Consider the following 18,117-nt stretch of genomic DNA (forward strand, 5'->3'; position numbering starts at 1 on the left):
CCCCCTTGGTCTCGCTTCCGAGCGGCCGAGACTCGCGCCTGCGGCGCATGCGCTTCGGCCGCTCGGAAGCGAGACGGGCCGCGAACTCTAGTGCTCGATCTCGCTGCGCTCGAAAGACATCATCGTGCCGAGTAGGGGCGTCGGTAGCTGAGCTTGCGACTTCGGTGGATGCGCTGCGGCTGTAGCGAGGGTGGGATCGGGCGCGAACGCTGGTGTTCGATGTGGCTGTGCTCGGGAGGTGTCATCGTGTCGAGTGGGGGCGTCGATCGCGATCTTGCGAGTTTGGTGGGTGCGCTTCGGCTGTTGTGGGGGTGAGGTGGGCCGCGAACGCTGGTGTTCGGTGTGGCTGTGCTCGGGAGGTGTCATCGTGTCGAGTGGGGGCGTCGATCGCGATCTTGCGAGTTTGGTGGGTGCGCTTCGGCTGTTGTGGGGGTGAGGTGGGCCGCGAACGCTGGTGTTCGGTCTCGCTGCGCTCGGGAGGTGAGGTGCGTCGGTGTCGCTGGTCGCGACCAGGTTCGATGCGGCTCGGCGGCTCGGCGGCTCGGCGGCTCGGCGGCTCGGCAACAAGCTTGCTGCGGACGGTTGGTTGTAAGGCTCGCCGTGCGGCTGTTTCGGTGCTTACGGCGTTACTGGGGTGCGCTTCGGTTGTGGGGAGCTGATTGCGAAATCGCTGGCAGGGCTTGTTCTGTCTGGAGGTGTGTCGGTGGCGTTGCAGTTCAGTCGGGTGCGCTATCAGTGCGGGTTCGCAAACCTCAGGCGGCGCGAGGGTTGAGCCAGGTGCGCCAATCGGCGACGAAGTCTGCTCGGGTGGTGTGTAGGACTTCCTGCAGGATTCGGTCCTCGGAGGCGGGGTCCTGTTTGCTCGCGGCGATGCGGCGGTAGAGGTCTACCAGGTGGGTTTCGTCGTATTTGTCGGCGACGAAGGCACAGATCGTCCAGGCTTGCTCGTAGGCGAGGACGGCCGGTTTGCCGGTGAATACGGCTGCCGCGGGGAGGTCGGTGGGGAGTTCGCCGGCGCGGGCTCGTGTGGTGACTGTGGGGGCGATATCGCCGAAGCGGTGGTCTTGGCCGCGGTGGGCGACGTATTCGGCGAAGCCCTCCAGCATCCAGGAGGGAGCGCCGTCGACGGTCTCGGCGCGGGTGGCGACGTGGGTGAGTTCGTGGCGCAGCAGCGTGCGCAGCCCGTCGGGGGAGAGGCGGCGGCCTGCGTCGGGGCTGAAAACCACGCGTTGGGCTGTCGGTCGGGTGCCTGGGGCGAACGGATCGGCGATGGAGGCGGCGGCGACGTCCTCGGGCAGGTCGGTGGTGGCGCGCAGCAGCGTGGCGAACTCGGCGGGCGCGGACGCGACGACCACCAGCGCCGACTGCGCCCAGTCAGGTCCCCACAGGTCGGTCACAGCGGTGGTCGCCGCGCCGAGTTCGCGTGCGAGGACGTCGATTTCGATCCGCTGGGCCGGATGGCCGACGACGAGCGACTCCTGCCCGGCTCCGGTGGGCACCACGCGCGTGACGAGTTGGCCGAAGGGTTCCACGGTGCGACGCACCTGTGCCAGCCGCGGATCGTCATCGGCGGCCGCGACCTGCCCGAAGCTCTCGGCCCTGGCCTGCTGGGCGGCCCGCAGTTTCGGCAGCACCGGGTTCGGCACCATGAGCAACCCGACACACGTGGCGGTCAGCAGCATCACCATCGCGACGGTGAGCACGAACTGGAATCGCCGCCGGGCCGATAGCCACGCGCGGACCTGCCCGACACTGCTGCGCTCGCTCATAGCGACTCAGTATCGCCGAGCGGAGTGGTACGGCGTCGAGCCCATGGGTGCCACGGCCACCGGGACACCGAAAGTGGAAGCGTGCAACATGAGTCCGTTGCCCGCGTAGATGCCGACATGAGAGATGTCGGAATAGAAGAACACGACGTCGCCGGGTTGCAGATCGTCCTTGTCCACCGGGGTGCCGTAGCCGGCTTGCTGCGAACTGGTTCGCGGCACGTTCTTGCCGACCTGTTTGAACGCCCACTGCACCAGCCCGGAGCAGTCGAACTGGCTCGGACCGGTCGCACCCCAGACATACGGGTCGCCGATGCGGGTGAGTCCCGCGGCCAGAGCGCTGGTTCCGCTACCTGGCACGAGGCCGCTCAGCAGCGAGTCGCGGTCGAAGCCGGGCGGGAAGGGCGAGCCCGCCAGCGCGGTCTTGTCCCTGGCCGACAGCGTGCCCCACGCCGAGACCACCTGCGCGATCGCACCGGACAGGTCGGCGCGCTTGCGTTCCAGCTCGGCACGCACCTGATCCGCTTTGGTCGCGGCGGCGCGAGCATCGTCGTCGGCGGTGCGGGCGGCGGTTTCCGCCGCCGTGGCGGCGGCGGTTGCCGACTTGTAGAGGTTCAGTTGATCAGAGGTCTTGGCCGACAACACATCCAGTGTGGACATCTGATCGAGCAGTTGCTGTGGTGAGTTGCTTGCCAGCACGGCGAACAGGCGGTTGGTCCGCGCGCCCTGATATGCGGCGATCACCGTGCGGTCGACCATCGGCTGGAACTTGCGCACCTCGTTGCGCGCATTGTCGGCGACCTCGGTGCTCGCGGACAGTTTGGCGTCGGCGTCGCGCTGGACGGCCAGTTTGGCGTCGAGGTCGGCCTGCACGTTCAGCGCTTGCTGATTGAGCTGCTCGGACTGCCTCGACAGATCGATCATCCGCTGTACGGCCTCGCCGGCCGTGGTCGGCAGGGTGGCCGGATCGGCTCCGGCTGGACTGCCACCGTAGAGCGATGCGGCCAGGACTCCGGCCGCGAGCGCCCCTCCCACCAGACGTTTCGTGCTTTGTCTCCGGTGCTGTGCCACAGCCTGCCGTGCCCCGTTCTCTCGTCAAGTGCTCGGACGCATTCCCTCGATGAGCCGCATCGGCTTCGTGAGCTGCGCGAACGGTCGGTCTGTTCCGCGCGGCTCCGGAAGGTCTCATTTAGGTTACGGAATGGCGTACGTCTGTGTCCAGTAGGGCACGAAATGATCACGTAAGCCATCCCGTGGACCCACCGTGTCGTAGGGGGCGGGGGAGCGGGTCAGAAGCGGCGAGCGCCTGCGATCGGCATCGACGAGATCGGGGCGAGCATCACCGGGGTGCCGGAGGTCGACGCATGGATCACGTTGCCGTCGCCCGCGTACAGACCGGAGTGTCCGCCGCCGTAGAACGACACCAGGTCGCCCGGCTGCAGATCGTCGGTCGAGATCGCGGCGCCCGCGGCGAGCTGGGCGCCGCTGGTGCGGGGCAGCTCCAGGCCGGCCTGCTGGTAGGACCACTTGACAAGGCCGGAGCAGTCGAAGGCGTTCGGGCCCGCGGCACCGTAGACGTACGGCGCGCCGAGCTTGCTCATCGCGGCGTCGAGCGCGACCTCGCCGAGGGTCTTGATGGGCGCCATGAAGGGCAGCGCGGGAGGGTTGCCCAGCTGGATGCCGGGGATGTCGGCCGGGATCGGGATCTCGTTGGGAACCTCGAAGGTTCCGATGCCGGGGATGGTCACCGGCTGAGCCGCGGCCGGGGCGGCCGGAAGAAGGAACGCGCCGATGGTGGCAGCGCCGACGGCTCCGGCGGCAACGGCACGCTGCGCCTGTCGCTTGACGGTGTTGATCGCCATGATGCGGTACTCCGAATCTGCCCCACGACGCCGTACCCGGTGGTGCGGCGGACTTCGTTTCACCGGCCCTGCAGCGCGGTGGAACTCCGTGAGGTCTCAAAAAGGTTACGAACCCATCACGGTGGTTTGTAAAGCCGAGCGCATCCGAAATGCCGATGCTCAACAAAAGCGCGAAGCATGAAATGCGAGATAAGTCACAACAATCACGAAACGATAACGACCGGCCGTTATCGAGTGGCGGCCGAGTCGCTACCCGGCGCGTCGGAAGCGCCGTCTGGGTCAGTCGATGGGTCCGATCCTGTGGCATTTCCCGAGGTCGCCGCGGTCATAGTGGGAGTGATGGCGATTCGGTACTGGATGGGTGGGTCGCCCCGGTGCGACACGCTCTAGCGTGCCGATGGCATCTATGTGGAACCCTGGGGTCCACTCGGCCGATTGATGCATTTCTGATAACAATGTGATCTGGGTCACTTTTGCGAATTGAAGATCATTTAGCGGGTACCAGAACGAAATCCTCGCGGATAAATACGGACATTTCGCGTGCCATCTCGCGCGCGTTCCTGTCGGACCCACCCCATACGCTCCAGGCCGTGCCCGACCCCGTGCCGCGCCCGGCCGCCGCGAAGCAGCTGGCCTTCGATGAGCTCGATACGCCGCTCCATGACACCACCTTCGTGGTCGTCGACCTGGAGACCACCGGCACCAGTCCGGAGGGCGACGCGATCACCGAGATCGGCGCGGTCAAGGTGCGCGGCGGAGAGGTACTCGGCGAGTTCGCCACCCTGGTCAACCCCGGGCAGGACATCCCGCCCGCGATCGTGCAGATCACCGGGATCACCACCGCCATGGTCTACGAAGCGCCGCGGATCGAGGCTGTGCTGCCGGGTTTCCTGGAGTTCGCGGCGGGCGCTGTTCTCGTGGCACACAATGCGCGGTTCGATATGGCTTTCCTGCGCGCCGCGGCGGCCCGCAGCGAAACCGCGTGGCCCTCGGCGCCGGTGCTGTGCACGGTGAAGCTGGCCAGGCGGGTGCTCACTCGCGACGAAGCACCGTCGGTCCGGCTCGGCCTGCTCGCTCCACTACTCGGTGCGACCACGCAGCCGACGCACCGTGCCCTCGACGACGCGCGGGCCACCGTGGACGTCTTGCACGCGCTGATCGCCCGCGTCGGCAATCAAGGGGTGCACAGCCTCACCGAACTGCTCGACTATCTGCCAGGAGTGACATCCCGGCAGCGCGCCAAGCGCGTGTTCGCCACCGACCTGCCCGCCAGTCCTGGCGTCTATCTCTTCCGCGGCCCTTCCGACGAGGTGCTCTACATCGGCACCGCGGTGAACCTGCGCCGCCGAGTTCGCAACTACTTCACCGGTTCCGAAACAAGGGGGCGGATGAAGGAAATGGTATCGCTGGCCACCCGCGTCGATCACGTGGTGTGCGCGCACGCGCTGGAAGCGGGGGTGCGTGAGCTGCGACTGCTCGTCGCGCACGCTCCGCCCTACAACCGGCGCTCGAAATTTCCCAAGCGCGCCTGGTGGATCACGCTGACCGACGAACCCTTCCCGCGCTTCGCGATCGTCCGAACACCGAACCGGGATGCGCTGGGCCCCTTCAACTCTCGGATGGATGCCACCGAGGTGGCGGTCACCGTCGCCGAGTACACCGGGCTGCGCACCTGCACCACTCGGTTATCGGTCGCGGGCCTGCACGATTGCCCGCGTGCGATGGTCGGCGGCTGCCCGGCCGCGACTGTCACCGGTCTCCCTATTAATAGGGAGGAATACGCGCCGGCGTCTGCGGCTGTCCGCGCACTGTTCGCGGGTACCTCCGACGCGCCACTGCGCGCCATGCTCGACCGCATCGAAACCCATTCGCGTGCCGAACATTTCGAAGCGGCCGCCCGGCTGCGCGATCGCGTGGTCGCGGTCGTGCGCGCGCTGCGCCGCACCCAACGCCTGGCCGCCGTCGCCAGGATCGCCGAGCTGATCGTCGCGCACCCGAATGGCACAGGCGGATGGGAATTCTCGGTGATCCGCTACGGCCGCCTCGCGGGCGCGGGCAACGCGGCGCGGGGTGTGTCGCCGATGCCGGTCGTCGAACACATCGTTGCGGCATCGGAAACCGTCATCCCCACCGGTGGCGACCCGGGCTCCGGTGCGCTCCGGTCTACCGATGCCGATGCCGATGCCGATGCCGATGCCGATGTTGTCGGCGGAGGCGATGTTGTCGGGGGAAGCGACATGGCCGACGCGGTGGTCGATGCGAGCTCTGGAGGTTTGCGGTCGCGCCGTGTTGCGGCGCTACGTCGGAATGCCGCGTCGACTATGCCTCCGCTGCGCGGAGCGTCGCCGGAAGAAGTAGCACTCGTCGCGCGCTGGCTGGCACATCCGGGGGCCCGGATCGTGCGCACCACCGACGGCTATCACGAGCCCGCCTACGGGGCAGGTCGCTGGATGGGATGGATGGAATTAGCGGATGTCGCGGCACGTGCCCAACTCCCCGAAGCGGAATATGTCGAGCGCTCAGGCGGCTGCCTCGCCTGCGCTCGGCCCGGCGCAGATTACGGACAGACTGCGTCCGGCTGTGCACATTAGGCGGCTGCCTCGCCTGCGCTCGGCCCGGCGCAGATTACGGACTGGGTCCGACTGTGGACACTAGGCTGACACCCATGATTACCGCGATCGTCATGATCAACGCCGAGAATGCCCGCATCCCGGAAACCGCTCAGGCGCTCGCCGACACCGAGGGCGTCGCCGAGGTCTACTCCTGTGCCGGCGATGTCGATCTGATCGCGATCGTGCGGGTGCGCGATCACCAGCAGATCGCCGAGGTGGTAACCGACCGTATCGACAAGACCCCCGGTGTCGCGCGCACCATCACCCACATCGCGTTCAAGTCGTATTCGAGCGCGGACGTGGAGGCCGGTTTCTCGCTGGGGGAGTGAGCCGCAGGTGGAGCGGGTCAGCCGATCTGGAGTGAGGACCCGTTGGACGCACGGGATTCACCCGGCGTGAGGGTTGCCGTCACATCGCCACGGCAGCCGGAACCGCTGAAGATCGTCACTCTGTTGTCGGTGTGGTTCTCGAGTGCCAGCGGCGCAACCCCGGTGTTGATCTGCATGCAGCCCGACGGCTGGCGATACACGGTGTTGTTGACGACCAGGGTGCCCTGTGCCGCGAAGGCGGCCGGTGCGGCCGCGATCGTCGCGGCCACCGCCAGTACGCCGGGTACCGCGTAAACGCCCCGCTTCATGTGTGTGCTCCTTGCAAGTCGAGCCGGGCGGCGCACGCCCGAGGCCGAACGTGGGGCGAGGCGCCGATTTGCGCCGTCACTGTAACTGCCGATGACACAACGAGACTGACGACATGCGGCGCGAAACATAGTTGTCACTATGATGCGAATCCGGACAAACGGCGCGGCTCATTCAGCTGTCTCCGAGAGTGTTGGTCAGTTTCGACCACCGGTCGAGCAGCGCGCGGGACTTGCCCGTGTCGATCGCGGCTGCGGCCCGTTCGAGACCGGCGGCAAGCGCGTCGTGCACATCGGCATCGGGATTACCGACGCCCTGGGACAGGTCGTAGGCGACGATCGCGGCGGCGGAGTTCACCAGAACAGCGTCGCGGACCGCGCCGGGGGAGCCCGCGAACACATCGCGGGCAATGCCCGCGTTGACCTCGGCATCCCCACCGCGCAGCGCGTCGAGGTCCACTCGGGCGATACCGAGACGGGCCGGGTCGATCGTCGTCTCCCGCAGTCGTCCACCCGAGACGATCCAGGCGGCGGTGGTGTCAGAGGTGGTGATCTCGTCCAAACCGTCGTTTCCGCGCACTACCAGCGCGCTCGCGCCGCGCTCGGCGAACACGCCCGCGATGACCGGCAGCAGATCCGTGAAGGCACAGCCGACCAATCCGGCACGCGGTTGCGCCGGGTTGGTGAGCGGGCCGAGCACGTTGAAAACGGTGGGGATGCCTATTTCTTTCCGCGCGGGTCCCGCGAAGCGCAGTGCGGGGTGGAACAGTGGTGCGAAACAGAAACCGATGCCGACCTCCCGCACGCACCGGGCGACCGCCGCCGGTCCGAGGGCCAGCTTCACGCCCAGCGCTTCCAACACATCGGCCCCGCCGCTCTTGGAAGACGCCGCCCGATTGCCGTGCTTGACCACCGGCACACCGGCCGAGGCCACCACGACCGCGGACATCGTGGAGATGTTCACCGAGCCGGACCGATCACCGCCGGTGCCGACGATGTCGACGGCATCGCCGTCCACCTGGACCAGGCGTGCGTGCGCGAGCATCCCGGAGGCCATGCCCGACAGTTCGGCGGGTGTCGGTCCCTTGATCTTCATGGCCACACCGAAGGCGGCGATCTGCGCCTGCGTCGCATTGTCGGTGAAGATCTCGTTGATCACCCACGCCGTGTCGTCTGCGGCCAGGTCGCCACCGTCGGCGAGGGTCCCGAGCACCTGGGGCCAGCTGCGTACCGTCATGCCTCCGCCTCGCCGAGGCTCGACTGCGGCATGACCGTGCGATGCACGGCCGCGCCGATCGTTCGCTCGCTGCGCGCCCTCATGTCCACTTCTCCCGTCACACTGGTTCGCACACCAGTTTGTTGCGATGCAGCTTAGTGGGCCAGACCCTATTACTGCTGCTCGGTTGTGTGACCTGGTTGCAGCGCGTCCCATCCGTCGGCCGTGCCGTCGTGCCGCTGCGCGAGCCCCGCCATGCGCGAGCGTTCCTGCGAGCAATGCAGCGCATCGAGCACTTGCACCCGTTGCAGGATCACCGGTGCCAGGTCATCCGAACCTGCGGCCTCGGACTGCTCAGCAGGCGCGTACCCGTCCTGGGCTGCGATGGCGCACACTCGCTCGACCTGCTCGGCGGGGACACGTAGGTGGTGGCGCAACACCGCCGGCGCGTCGGGCTGCCACGCCGTGGCCCGCGCCAGCACGGCCGAACAGGCCTCGGCGTCGTCGAAACTCGTCGCGACAACCACCAGATCGGCAGCATCCGGGTTCAGGGCCGCAGACCCGACCTGGCCGCGCAGTCGTCGCCACCACCACCGTGGGGTCACATCCGCCTCCTCGTCTCAGCTTCTACTTACCGTCGCCTGCCAGACTGGCAGCACCCAACACGCCCGGCCACCTCGGTGTGATCCGACCAGCGCCGTCCGCGGCCGCCCGCACGTCCCAGCGGCCGCAGCGGATGCGGCGAAGCTCGAGTTTCGGCTGTTCGGACGCTGGGCCGTGGGCGCTGCCGACACGCCGCGTCGAGGCACGTCGAATCGAACACGAGAGCCTGTCTGTCCGTGCGTTTTCCGACACGGACGGACAAGTTTCGTACCCGGGTACTTGTGTCGTACTACGACGAGTCATACTTACCCCCGTGACGACCGCAGTAGGGACCCCAGGATCGGCCATTACTCAGCGTGTGCATTCGCTGAACCGGCCAAACATGGTGAGCGTCGGTACCATCATCTGGCTGTCTAGCGAGCTGATGTTCTTCGCCGGGCTCTTCGCGATGTATTTCGTCGCGCGCGCCCAGGCCCACGGTGTCTGGCCGCCGGAGCCGACCGAGCTGAATCTGAAGCTCGCAGTGCCGGTCACGACCGTGCTGGTCGCCTCCTCGTTCACCTGCCAGATGGGTGTGTTCGCGGCGGAAAAGGGCGACGTGTTCGGCCTGCGCCGCTGGTATGTGATCACCCTGATCATGGGCGCCCTCTTCGTGCTCGGCCAGGGCTACGAGTACACGAACCTCGTCAAGGAGGGCACCTCGATCTCGAGCAGTGCCTACGGCTCGGTGTTCTACATCACCACCGGCTTCCACGGCCTGCACGTCATCGGCGGTCTGATCGCGTTCGTGTTCCTGCTGATCCGCACCAAGGTCAGTAAGTTCACCCCGGCGCAGGCCACCGCCGCGATCGTCGTTTCGTACTACTGGCACTTCGTCGACATCGTCTGGATCGGGCTGTTCGCCACGATCTACTTCGTCCGCTGAGCCGGGCACGCAACCCGCAATCTTGTACAAGTCGGTTCCGTCTACTCCAAAGGGACACAGATGAGTTCATCTCCCCCGTCAGCGCCAGAGCCCGTGGGCCCCGATAGCGGCCAGGCCAGCAAGACGCGTAAGCAGCGCCGCGCCCGCCGCCGTATCGCGGGTGGGCTCGCGCTGCTGGTGGGTCTGGTCGGAGCTGGCTTCCTCGCCTCGGTTTTCACGCCGGATCCGCAGGTGGCGACCGCGCACGAGGACCAGTCCGCGCTGATCCGCGACGGCAAGCAGTTGTATGAAACCTCGTGCATAACCTGCCATGGTGCGAACCTGCAGGGTGTGGTCGACCGCGGCCCGAGCCTCATCGGCGTCGGCGAAGCCGCTGTCTACTTCCAGGTGTCCTCCGGCCGGATGCCGATGGCGCGCAACGAGGCCCAGGCGCAGCGCAAGCCACCGAAGTTCGACGAGCACCAGACCGATGCGTTGATGGCGTACGTGGCGGCCAATGGCGGCGGACCGAGCGTGGTGCGCGAAGCGAACGGTGAGATCGCCCAGGAATCGCTGCGCGGCCCGGACATCGCCCGCGGTAGCGAGCTGTTCCGGATGAACTGCGCGTCCTGCCACAACTTCACCGGCAGGGGCGGCGCATTGTCCTCCGGTAAGTTCGCGCCGCCGCTGGAGCCTGCCAGTGAGCAGCAGATCTACGACGCGATGCTCACCGGCCCGCAGAACATGCCGAAGTTCTCCGACCGGCAGCTGAGCCCGGAAGAGAAGCGCGACATCGTCGCCTACGTCAAGAACGCCACCGAAGAGCGCGACCCGGGCGGGTACGGTCTCGGCGGCTTCGGTCCCGCGACCGAGGCTCTGGCCATCTGGGTGGTCGGCATCGTGCTCGTCGTCGGCGCCGCGATGTGGATCGGATCAAGGTCATGACGGATAAGGAGCCAAACGACATGGGTCGGCCGGATGAGGGCGACGACAGCATCGAGCTGTTGAAAGATGAGGCGACCCCCGCTGTGACCAAGCAAGCCGGGGCAACGTCCGATCACAGCACTATGAACCTGGACCCCACCGAGGAAGAGCTCGACACGATGTCGCGCGACGAGCTGGTCAAGCTCGGCACCGCGCGTGACGGCGTCGACGTCGCCTACCGGCGCGAGCGGTTCCCGATTCCGGGTACCCGCGCCGAGAAGCGGGCTGAGCGGCAGGTGTCGTTCTGGTTCGCGGTGTCCGGCCTGGCCGCCGCGGTGCTCGTCGGTGTGTTCCTGTTCTGGCCTTGGGAGTACAAGGGCAAGGACGAGGAAGGCAACGCCGCCTTTTCGCTGTTCACGCCGCTGGTCGGCCTGAGCTTCGGTATCTCGGTGCTGGTCATCGGTGTCGCGGTGGTGCTGATCCGCAAGAAGTTCATCCCCGCCGAGCTGTCCATCCAGGACCGTCACGACGGCAGGTCGCCCGAGGTCGAGCGCCGCACCCTGGTCGCCGAGCTCAGTGATGCACTGGATACCTCGACGCTGGGTCGCCGCAAGATGATCACCCGCACGGCGGGTGCAGGCGTCGGTGTGCTCGGTATCGGCGCGCTGCTCGTCTTCGTCGGCGGCATGATCAAGAACCCGTGGGCCAAGGGCGACAAGTCGCCGCTGTGGGTCTCGGGCTGGACTCCGGATTTCCCCGGCGAGACCATCTACATCCGCCGCGACACCGGTCGCCCGGAGGACATCGTGCTCGTGCGTCCGGAGGACATGGACGCGGGCGCCATGGAGACGGTCTTCCCGTGGAAGGAAAAGTGGCGCGGCGACGAGCACGCGACGCTGCAGTCGCTGCGCGGAATCCGTAACGCCGTCATGATGATTCGGCTGCGCACCGAAGACGCGCAGAAGGCCATCAAGCGCAAGGGCCAGGAGAGCTTCAACTTCGGCGATTACTTCGCCTATTCGAAGATCTGCACCCACCTCGGCTGCCCCACCTCGCTGTTCGAGTCGCAGACCAACAAGATCCTGTGCCCCTGCCATCAGTCGCAGTTCTTGGCGACCGAATGGGGTAAGCCGGTCTTCGGTCCCGCCGCTCGCGCACTGCCGCAGCTGCCGATCACCGTCAATTCCGAGGGCTACTTGGTCGCCAATGGCGACTTCATCGAGCCGCTCGGCCCGGCTTACTGGGAGCGTCGTTCATGACCTCAGCACTCGGTCGTAAGGCCGCAGCCCAAGCGAACGCCGCAGACGAGCGGTATCAGGCCGCAGCGTTCATGAAGCGGTCGATCAACAAGGTCTTTCCGACGCACTGGTCGTTCCTGCTCGGTGAGATCGCCCTCTACAGCTTCATCATCCTGCTGCTGTCGGGCGTCTACCTGACCCTGTTCTTCGACCCATCGATGACCGAGGTCGTCTACAACGGCGCCTACCAGCCGCTACGCGGCGTGACCATGTCGCGGGCCTACGAGACCGCGTTGAACATCTCCTTCGAGGTGCGCGGCGGCCTGTTCGTCCGCCAGGTCCACCACTGGGCCGCGTTGCTGTTCGCGGCGTCGATCATCGTGCATCTTTTCCGCATCTTCTTCACCGGTGCGTTCCGCAAGCCGCGCGAGGCGAACTGGGTTATCGGATGCCTGCTGCTGATCCTGGCGATGTTCGAGGGCTTCTTCGGTTATTCGCTGCCCGACGACTTGCTGTCGGGCACCGGCCTGCGGGCCGCGTTCGGCGGTATCACGATGAGCATCCCGATCATCGGCACCTGGATGCACTGGCTGATCTTCGGTGGCGACTTCCCGGGCGACATCATCATCCCGCGTCTGTACATCGCGCACGTGCTGCTGTTCCCCGGCATCATCCTCGCGCTGATCGCCGCGCACGTCGCCCTGGTCTGGTACCAGAAGCACACCCAGTTCCCCGGCCCCGGCCGCACCGAGAACAACGTGGTCGGGGCGCGCATCGTGCCGGTGTTCGCCGCGGACCAGGGTGCGTTCTTCGCCTTCACCCTCGGCATCGTCGGAATCATGGGCGGTCTGCTGCAGATCAACCCGATCTGGAACCTGGGGCCCTACAACCCGTCGCAGGTCTCCGCGGGTTCGCAGCCGGACTTCTACATGATGTGGACCGACGGCCTCGCCCGTCTCATGCCGCCGTGGGAGCTCTACCTGGGTCGCTACACGATCCCGGCCGTGTTCTGGGTCGCGCTGATCATGGGTCTGGTGTTCACGGTGCTGATCGTCTACCCGTGGATCGAGAAGCGCCTCACCGGCGACACCGTCGGCCACAACCTGCTGCAGCGGCCGCGGGACGTGCCCGTCCGCACCGCCATCGGTGCGATGTCGATCGCGTTCTATGTCGTGCTGACGCTGTCGTGCGTCAACGACATCCTGGCGCTGAAGTTCGACATCTCGCTGAATGCGACCACCTGGATGGGCCGCATCGGCCTGCTGGTCGCGCCGCCGGTCGCGTACTTCGTCGCCTACCGGTTCTGCCTCGGCCTGCAGCGCAGCGACCGGGCGGTGCTGGAGCACGGCATCGAGACCGGCGTGATCAAGCGGCTGCCGCACGGTGAGTACATCGAGGTGCACCAGCCGCTCGGCCCGGTCGACGACCACGGCCACCCGCTCCCGCTGGAGTACCAGGGCGCCCACGTGCCCAAGAAGATGAACAAGCTGGGTTCGGCGGGCAAGCCGGGCACCGGCAGCTTCCTGCGGCCCGACCCGTGGCAGGAAAGTGAGCAGGCCTTCGAGATCGAGCACGCGGAGGAGCACAAGCAGCTGGCCGTGCTGCAGAAGGCACAGCAGAAGGACAACGGTCACGGCGGCAACAACAGCCACTGATCGCTGACGTCAGCGAAGGCCCCGAGTCGAATCCGACTCGGGGCCTTCGTGTTTCGTATAACGGGATTACGAGCGAGCGGCGGCGCGGCGGGCGACTTCGATCGCCTCGAACTTCGCGAGATTGTGGCGGGCGTCGGCCAGCGCGTCGTGGGCGTCCGCCGGCACGGGGGGCAGTTCGGGGCGGCCGTGCGCGTCCCAGTGCTGGCGTAGTTCATTGGTGTAACGGGGCAGTGTGCTCGGCAGGTCGACCATCGAGCCCCACAGTTGGCACAGCGCCACGTGATCGTAGGCGCCGACCCAGGCCCACAGTTCGGGCTGCACCGTGGAGCGGGGAACCAGGAACTTGTAGAGGTCGTCGCGGATCTGCTCGCGGCTGCGCCAGCGCGGCGAGGACGGTGCGGGCAACTGTGGCAGCACATATTTGCGCACCCAGGGGCCGGCCCGGTCAGGATCGAACTCGGTGGAGACCGCGTAATATTCGCGGCCGTCCTCGCAGACGACGCCGATGGAAACGAGGTCGATCGTGGAGCCGTCCTCGATGAATTCGCAATCGTAAAAATATCGCAGAGAGATCGGTCTTCTCCTCGGTAGTCGAAGCGGTTGTAGAGGTGCCGGACCCCGCAACCCTATGCCGGTAGCCCGCCGATCGCTCCAGGGGTTCTCGGGTGGAGATTCTCGACACCTTCGGTATGTCAGCTTCCCCCCACCTCCGGGTATCTGTCCGACCATGCGGTCCGTATTCTGAACTGGTGAACTGGACCGTCGACGTACCCATCGATCGCCTGCCGGAACTGCCGCCGCTGCCCGCAGAGCTGCGGCGACGGCTGGACGACGCGCTCGCCAGACCTGCGCTGCAGCAGCCGTCGTGGGATCCGGAGCAGGCCGCCAACATGCGGACGGTACTGGAGAGTGTGCCGCCGATCTGCGTGCCCGCCGAGGTGGAGGAGCTGCGTGTGCAGCTCGCCGAGGTCGCGCGTGGTGAGGCGTTCCTCATGCAGGGCGGTGACTGCGCGGAGACCTTCGCCGACAACACCGAGCCGCACATCCGCGGCAACATCCGCACCCTGCTGCAGATGGCGGTCGTGCTCACCTACGGTGCGAGTCTGCCGGTGGTCAAGGTCGCGCGCATCGCGGGCCAGTACGCGAAACCGCGCTCCTCCGATACGGATTCGCTCGGCCTCAAGTCCTACCGCGGCGACATGGTGAACTCGCTGGCCCCCGACGCGGCCGTGCGCGCGCACGACCCGTCGCGACTGGTCCGCGCCTACGCCAACGCGAGCGCGGCGATGAACCTGGTGCGCGCGCTGACCGGCGCGGGCATGGCAGACCTACACAAGGTGCACGATTGGAACCGCGACTTCGTGGCCCAGTCGCCCGCGGGCGCGCGCTACGAGGCGCTGGCCGAGGAGATCGACCGCGGTCTCGCGTTCATGACCGCATGCCGGGTGAAGGACCCGAGCCTGCAGTCCGCCCGCATCTACGCCAGCCACGAGGCCCTCGTGCTCGATTACGAGCGCGCTATGCTGCGCCTCGGCGAGAATCCGGCGGGCGAACCGGTGCTCTACGACCTGTCGGCGCATTTCCTGTGGATCGGCGAGCGCACCCGTCAGCTCGACGGCGCGCACATCGCCCTCGCGGAACTGATCGCCAATCCGATCGGCCTGAAGATCGGTCCGACCACCACCCCCGACCAGGCCGTGGAGTACGTCGAGCGGCTCGACCCGAATAACGAGCCCGGCCGGCTCACTATCGTCTCGCGCATGGGCAACGGCAAGGTTCGCGATGTGCTGCCGCCGATCATCGAGAAGGTGCAGGCCACCGGCCATCAGGTCATCTGGCAGTGCGATCCCATGCACGGCAACACCCATGAGGCGTCCACCGGCTACAAGACCCGCCACTTCGACCGGATCATCGACGAGGTGCAGGGCTTCTTCGAGGTGCATCACGCGCTGGGCACCCACCCGGGCGGCCTGCACATCGAACTCACCGGTGAGGACGTCACCGAATGCCTCGGGGGCGCCCAGGACATCTCCGATCTGGATCTGTCCGGACGCTACGAAACCGCGTGCGATCCGCGCCTGAACACCCAGCAGTCGCTGGAGTTGGCGTTCCTGGTCGCGGAAATGCTGCGCTGATCTTCTCGGCACGACCGAACGTCACATCGGGCGCACGACCGATGTGACGTTCGGTGTGTTCAGGGGAGTGCGACCAGCGTGACCGTGGTGCCCGGTTCGACCTTCGATAGCCCGCCGGGGTTCTGCGAGATCACCAGCGACGAGTCCGAGGGCGTGAGCTGGCGCACCGTCACCTGCAGGCCCAGGCCTTGGAGCTTGGCGCGCGCGTCGGCGACGTTTTGCCCGACCACCGTCGGTATTTTCACGGCATTCGAGACGAGCAGTGCGACACTGTCGCCGGACTGGACCGTGGTGCCCGCGGCCGGGTCCGTGCCGATCACCTTGTCGCCCTCGACGTTCTTGTCGTACTGCATGCGGGTCTCCCGCACCGTGATCCCGGCATCGGTGAGCATCTTGGTGGCGTCCGCGGTGGCGCGGCCGCGTACGTCGGGCACTTTGACCGGCTGCGACCCGTTGCTGCGATACACCTTCACCTGGGCGTTCATCGGAAGCACGGTGCCAGGCGCCGGATCGATCTTCGCCAACGAGCCCTTCGGTGCGGAACTTCCGGTTTCGCCGGAGTCCACCGGTTGCAGCCCGGCGTCGCGGATGAGCTGATTGACCTTCGAGACGACATCGCCGGGCTTCACATCCGGCACTCGGGGTTTCCCGCTGGACACCAGCACCGCCACAGTCGTGCTCTTGGTGATCTTGGACCCGGCGGGCGGATCGCTGCCGACCACGCCGCCGACCGGGATGGTGTCCGAGGCCTTCTGTCGTATCTCGGTGGAGAAGCCCGCGCTCTGCAGCGTGGCGATTGCGCGTTCTTGATCGAGCCCGGCGATCGGCGGCACCGCGGAGAAACGCCCGACGCCGAGCCACCAGCCGCCGACACCGACGATCAGCGTCAGGATGGCGACCACGGCCACCCACAACAGCGTCGTGCGGCGCGAGCGGGAGCGTTCGGAGTCGAATTCCTGATACGGCGAGGGCTGCGGCAAGTGCGAGGGCTGCGGCTCGTAGTCGTCCGGGGGGCCGTAATCGGCGTACCTGGGCCGTGGCGCGGTGACGACCTTGGTGTGCTGCGGCGGATGCGGTTCCTGGCGGCCGGCAGCGGCTTGGCCTGCCTGCTGATCCGGTGCGGCGATGCGGTAGGTGGAGCTGAGATGCTCGGCCGATTCCTGCGGGGCGGGCACTCGATACGAGGGCAGGTTCAGCGCGACCGCAATCTGATGCAGAGCGGCGACCATTTCGTTCGCGTCGGCGAAGCGGTGCCCGGGTTCACGGGCGGTCGCGCGCGCGATCAGGTCGTCGAACTCCGGGGGCACCCCCGCGATGAACTGGCTCGGGCTCGGCACGTCGTTCTCGATCCGCTGATACGCCACCGACAGCGAGGTGTCACCGGTGAACGGGACCCGGCCGGTCAGCAATTCGAAGATCAGCACGCCGAAGGAGTAGACGTCGCTGCGGGAATCGGCGGTGCCGCTGGTGACCTGTTCTGGCGACAGGTAGGCCGCCGTGCCGAGGATCACGCTCGCCGAAGTGGTGTTGGCCGCGGCCACCGCGCGGACCAGACCGAAATCGGCGATTTTCACCTCGCCGGCATCCGAGATCAGCACGTTCTCCGGCTTGATATCGCGATGCACCAGACCCGCCGCATGCGCGACGCCGATCGCGGCGAGCACCGGCTCGGCGACCGCACGCGCCGCATGCGGCGGCATCGGGCCGCGTTCGCGCAGCAGCTCGCGCAGCGTGCCGCCCTCCACCAATTCCATGATGAGGAACGGATATTCGCCGTCGACGCCCTGGTCGTACACCGCGACAAGCGATGGATGCTTGAGCTTGGCGACCGCGCGCGCCTCGAATTCGAACCGCGAAAGGAACTGGGGATCGGCGGCGAACTTCGGGTCCATCACCTTGATGGCGACCGGGCGGTCCAGGCGAGTATCCACACCCCGGAAGACCATCGACATCCCGCCGCGAGCAATCGGCGCGTCGATACGGTAGCGCCCTTCCAGTATTTGCCCGATCAAGTGATGTCCTCCGGCTTTCACAAAGTTCTCACCCCTCGCTGTTAGCGCGACAAGCGAATGCCGCCCGGTGCGGCCTCCACGATGGTATCGGCGAATGCGCCCCGGGTGTCTCACGACGTGCGGCGGCGGACCGTCTACCGTTATCCGGGTGAGTGCATTTCCCTGCAGCGATGATGTCCTTCCCGAGTCCGTGGCCGTGCTGCCGCTGCCCGAGGTGGCCGACAAGCTCGGGCTCGTGGTGACCCGGGTGCATCAGATGCTGCGCGACCATCAACTTCTCGCGGTGCGCCGCGGCGGCGTCGCGGGCGTCCCCGAACGGTTCTTCGACGATACGGGTGCGGTGGTCAAACCGCTGCCCGGCCTGATCACCGTGATGAAGGACGCCAAGTACACCGACGAAGAGATCCTGGAGTGGATCTTCACCGAGGACGAGACCCTGCCGGGTAGACCGATCGATGCCCTGCACGGCCCATTGGCCCGAGAAGTCATCCGCCGCGCCGCTGCCGATCCTTTCTGACCCGACCCGACCCGTCCCGACCCGCGTCGCAGGCCGATG

Annotated in this window: 16 protein-coding genes; 8 read left to right on the forward strand and 8 right to left on the reverse strand. The window is 66.9% G+C overall.

Features of this window, described 5'->3' with window-relative positions; translation table 11 throughout:
- Window positions 1-752: 752 nt before the first annotated feature.
- The 3 genes from OHQ90_RS16030 to OHQ90_RS16040 form a co-directional block, all read right to left on the reverse strand.
- Complete coding sequence (locus OHQ90_RS16030; protein ID WP_328411328.1) at window positions 753-1,769, reverse strand: hypothetical protein; 1,017 nt, start codon at window positions 1,767-1,769, stop codon at window positions 753-755.
- 6 nt (window positions 1,770-1,775) lie between these two features.
- A complete protein-coding gene (locus OHQ90_RS16035; RefSeq protein ID WP_328411329.1) occupies window positions 1,776-2,801 on the reverse strand; it encodes an NlpC/P60 family protein in 1,026 nt (341 codons plus the stop codon).
- 254 nt (window positions 2,802-3,055) lie between these two features.
- A complete protein-coding gene (locus tag OHQ90_RS16040) occupies window positions 3,056-3,628 on the reverse strand; it encodes a C40 family peptidase (protein WP_328411331.1) in 573 nt (190 codons plus the stop codon).
- A gap of 590 nt (window positions 3,629-4,218) precedes the next feature.
- On the opposite strand from OHQ90_RS16040, the gene OHQ90_RS16045 reads away from it, so the two are divergent.
- Entirely contained in the window at window positions 4,219-6,219 is a 2,001-nt protein-coding gene (locus tag OHQ90_RS16045) for a DEDD exonuclease domain-containing protein (RefSeq protein WP_328411332.1), read from the forward strand.
- A gap of 74 nt (window positions 6,220-6,293) precedes the next feature.
- Entirely contained in the window at window positions 6,294-6,569 is a 276-nt protein-coding gene (locus OHQ90_RS16050; protein WP_328411334.1) for an Lrp/AsnC family transcriptional regulator, read from the forward strand.
- A 17-nt stretch (window positions 6,570-6,586) separates the two neighbouring features.
- On the opposite strand, the gene OHQ90_RS16055 is transcribed toward OHQ90_RS16050, so the two are convergent.
- The 3 genes from OHQ90_RS16055 to OHQ90_RS16065 form a co-directional block, all read right to left on the reverse strand.
- Entirely contained in the window at window positions 6,587-6,877 is a 291-nt protein-coding gene (locus OHQ90_RS16055; RefSeq protein ID WP_328411335.1) for a hypothetical protein, read from the reverse strand.
- Between the two features lie 172 nt (window positions 6,878-7,049).
- Window positions 7,050-8,111, reverse strand: coding sequence for an anthranilate phosphoribosyltransferase (gene trpD / locus OHQ90_RS16060; protein WP_328411336.1), 1,062 nt, complete (start codon window positions 8,109-8,111; stop codon window positions 7,050-7,052).
- A gap of 152 nt (window positions 8,112-8,263) precedes the next feature.
- The gene (locus OHQ90_RS16065; protein ID WP_328411338.1) at window positions 8,264-8,695 is read right to left on the reverse strand and encodes a ribonuclease E inhibitor RraB; all 432 of its coding nucleotides are present in this window, start codon (window positions 8,693-8,695) and stop codon (window positions 8,264-8,266) included.
- 311 nt (window positions 8,696-9,006) lie between these two features.
- Here OHQ90_RS16065 and ctaE point away from each other — a divergent pair, with 311 nt between their 5' ends.
- The 4 genes from ctaE (at window position 9,007) to qcrB (ending at window position 13,414) form a co-directional block, all read left to right on the forward strand.
- Window positions 9,007-9,618 carry an aa3-type cytochrome oxidase subunit III gene (gene ctaE / locus OHQ90_RS16070; protein ID WP_328411340.1) on the forward strand — a complete coding sequence of 204 codons (612 nt, stop codon included), beginning with the start codon at window positions 9,007-9,009 and terminating at the stop codon, window positions 9,616-9,618.
- Between the two features lie 60 nt (window positions 9,619-9,678).
- Window positions 9,679-10,542 (forward strand): cytochrome bc1 complex diheme cytochrome c subunit, encoded by an 864-nt coding sequence (gene qcrC, locus OHQ90_RS16075; protein WP_328411342.1) that lies wholly within the window; start codon window positions 9,679-9,681, stop codon window positions 10,540-10,542.
- Between the two features lie 122 nt (window positions 10,543-10,664).
- The gene (gene qcrA, locus OHQ90_RS16080; protein WP_328412870.1) at window positions 10,665-11,780 is read left to right on the forward strand and encodes a cytochrome bc1 complex Rieske iron-sulfur subunit; all 1,116 of its coding nucleotides are present in this window, start codon (window positions 10,665-10,667) and stop codon (window positions 11,778-11,780) included.
- Entirely contained in the window at window positions 11,777-13,414 is a 1,638-nt protein-coding gene (qcrB, locus tag OHQ90_RS16085; protein ID WP_328411344.1) for a cytochrome bc1 complex cytochrome b subunit, read from the forward strand. The genes qcrA and qcrB overlap by 4 nt, the downstream gene beginning before the upstream one ends.
- Window positions 13,415-13,480: 66 nt before the next feature.
- Here qcrB and OHQ90_RS16090 read toward each other — a convergent pair whose 3' ends face one another.
- The gene (locus OHQ90_RS16090; RefSeq protein WP_328412872.1) at window positions 13,481-13,981 is read right to left on the reverse strand and encodes a polyadenylate-specific 3'-exoribonuclease AS; all 501 of its coding nucleotides are present in this window, start codon (window positions 13,979-13,981) and stop codon (window positions 13,481-13,483) included.
- A 182-nt stretch (window positions 13,982-14,163) separates the two neighbouring features.
- Here OHQ90_RS16090 and OHQ90_RS16095 point away from each other — a divergent pair, with 182 nt between their 5' ends.
- The gene (locus OHQ90_RS16095; protein WP_328411346.1) at window positions 14,164-15,549 is read left to right on the forward strand and encodes a class II 3-deoxy-7-phosphoheptulonate synthase; all 1,386 of its coding nucleotides are present in this window, start codon (window positions 14,164-14,166) and stop codon (window positions 15,547-15,549) included.
- Between the two features lie 59 nt (window positions 15,550-15,608).
- Here OHQ90_RS16095 and pknB read toward each other — a convergent pair whose 3' ends face one another.
- The gene (gene pknB / locus OHQ90_RS16100; protein WP_328411348.1) at window positions 15,609-17,561 is read right to left on the reverse strand and encodes a Stk1 family PASTA domain-containing Ser/Thr kinase; all 1,953 of its coding nucleotides are present in this window, start codon (window positions 17,559-17,561) and stop codon (window positions 15,609-15,611) included.
- 148 nt (window positions 17,562-17,709) lie between these two features.
- Here pknB and OHQ90_RS16105 point away from each other — a divergent pair, with 148 nt between their 5' ends.
- On the forward strand, window positions 17,710-18,078 hold the full coding sequence (locus OHQ90_RS16105; protein WP_328411350.1) for an Rv2175c family DNA-binding protein: 369 nt from the start codon (window positions 17,710-17,712) through the stop codon (window positions 18,076-18,078).
- The last annotated feature ends 39 nt before the right edge of the window (window positions 18,079-18,117 follow it).

This window comes from Nocardia sp. NBC_00403 (genome assembly GCF_036046055.1).
GTDB lineage: Bacteria > Actinomycetota > Actinomycetes > Mycobacteriales > Mycobacteriaceae > Nocardia.

Excerpts from the sequence above, each read along its gene's own strand:
- OHQ90_RS16040 (WP_328411331.1), bottom strand. The coding sequence starts at position 3,628 with ATGGCGATCAACACCGTCAAGCGACAGGCGCAGCGTGCCGTTGCCGCC.
- OHQ90_RS16050 (WP_328411334.1), top strand. The coding sequence starts at position 6,294 with ATGATTACCGCGATCGTCATGATCAACGCCGAGAATGCCCGCATCCCG.
- qcrA (WP_328412870.1), top strand. The coding sequence starts at position 10,665 with ATGAACCTGGACCCCACCGAGGAAGAGCTCGACACGATGTCGCGCGAC.
- qcrB (WP_328411344.1), top strand. The coding sequence starts at position 11,777 with ATGACCTCAGCACTCGGTCGTAAGGCCGCAGCCCAAGCGAACGCCGCA.
- OHQ90_RS16055 (WP_328411335.1), bottom strand. The coding sequence starts at position 6,877 with ATGAAGCGGGGCGTTTACGCGGTACCCGGCGTACTGGCGGTGGCCGCG.
- trpD (WP_328411336.1), bottom strand. The coding sequence starts at position 8,111 with ATGACGGTACGCAGCTGGCCCCAGGTGCTCGGGACCCTCGCCGACGGT.
- qcrC (WP_328411342.1), top strand. The coding sequence starts at position 9,679 with ATGAGTTCATCTCCCCCGTCAGCGCCAGAGCCCGTGGGCCCCGATAGC.
- OHQ90_RS16030 (WP_328411328.1), bottom strand. The coding sequence starts at position 1,769 with ATGAGCGAGCGCAGCAGTGTCGGGCAGGTCCGCGCGTGGCTATCGGCC.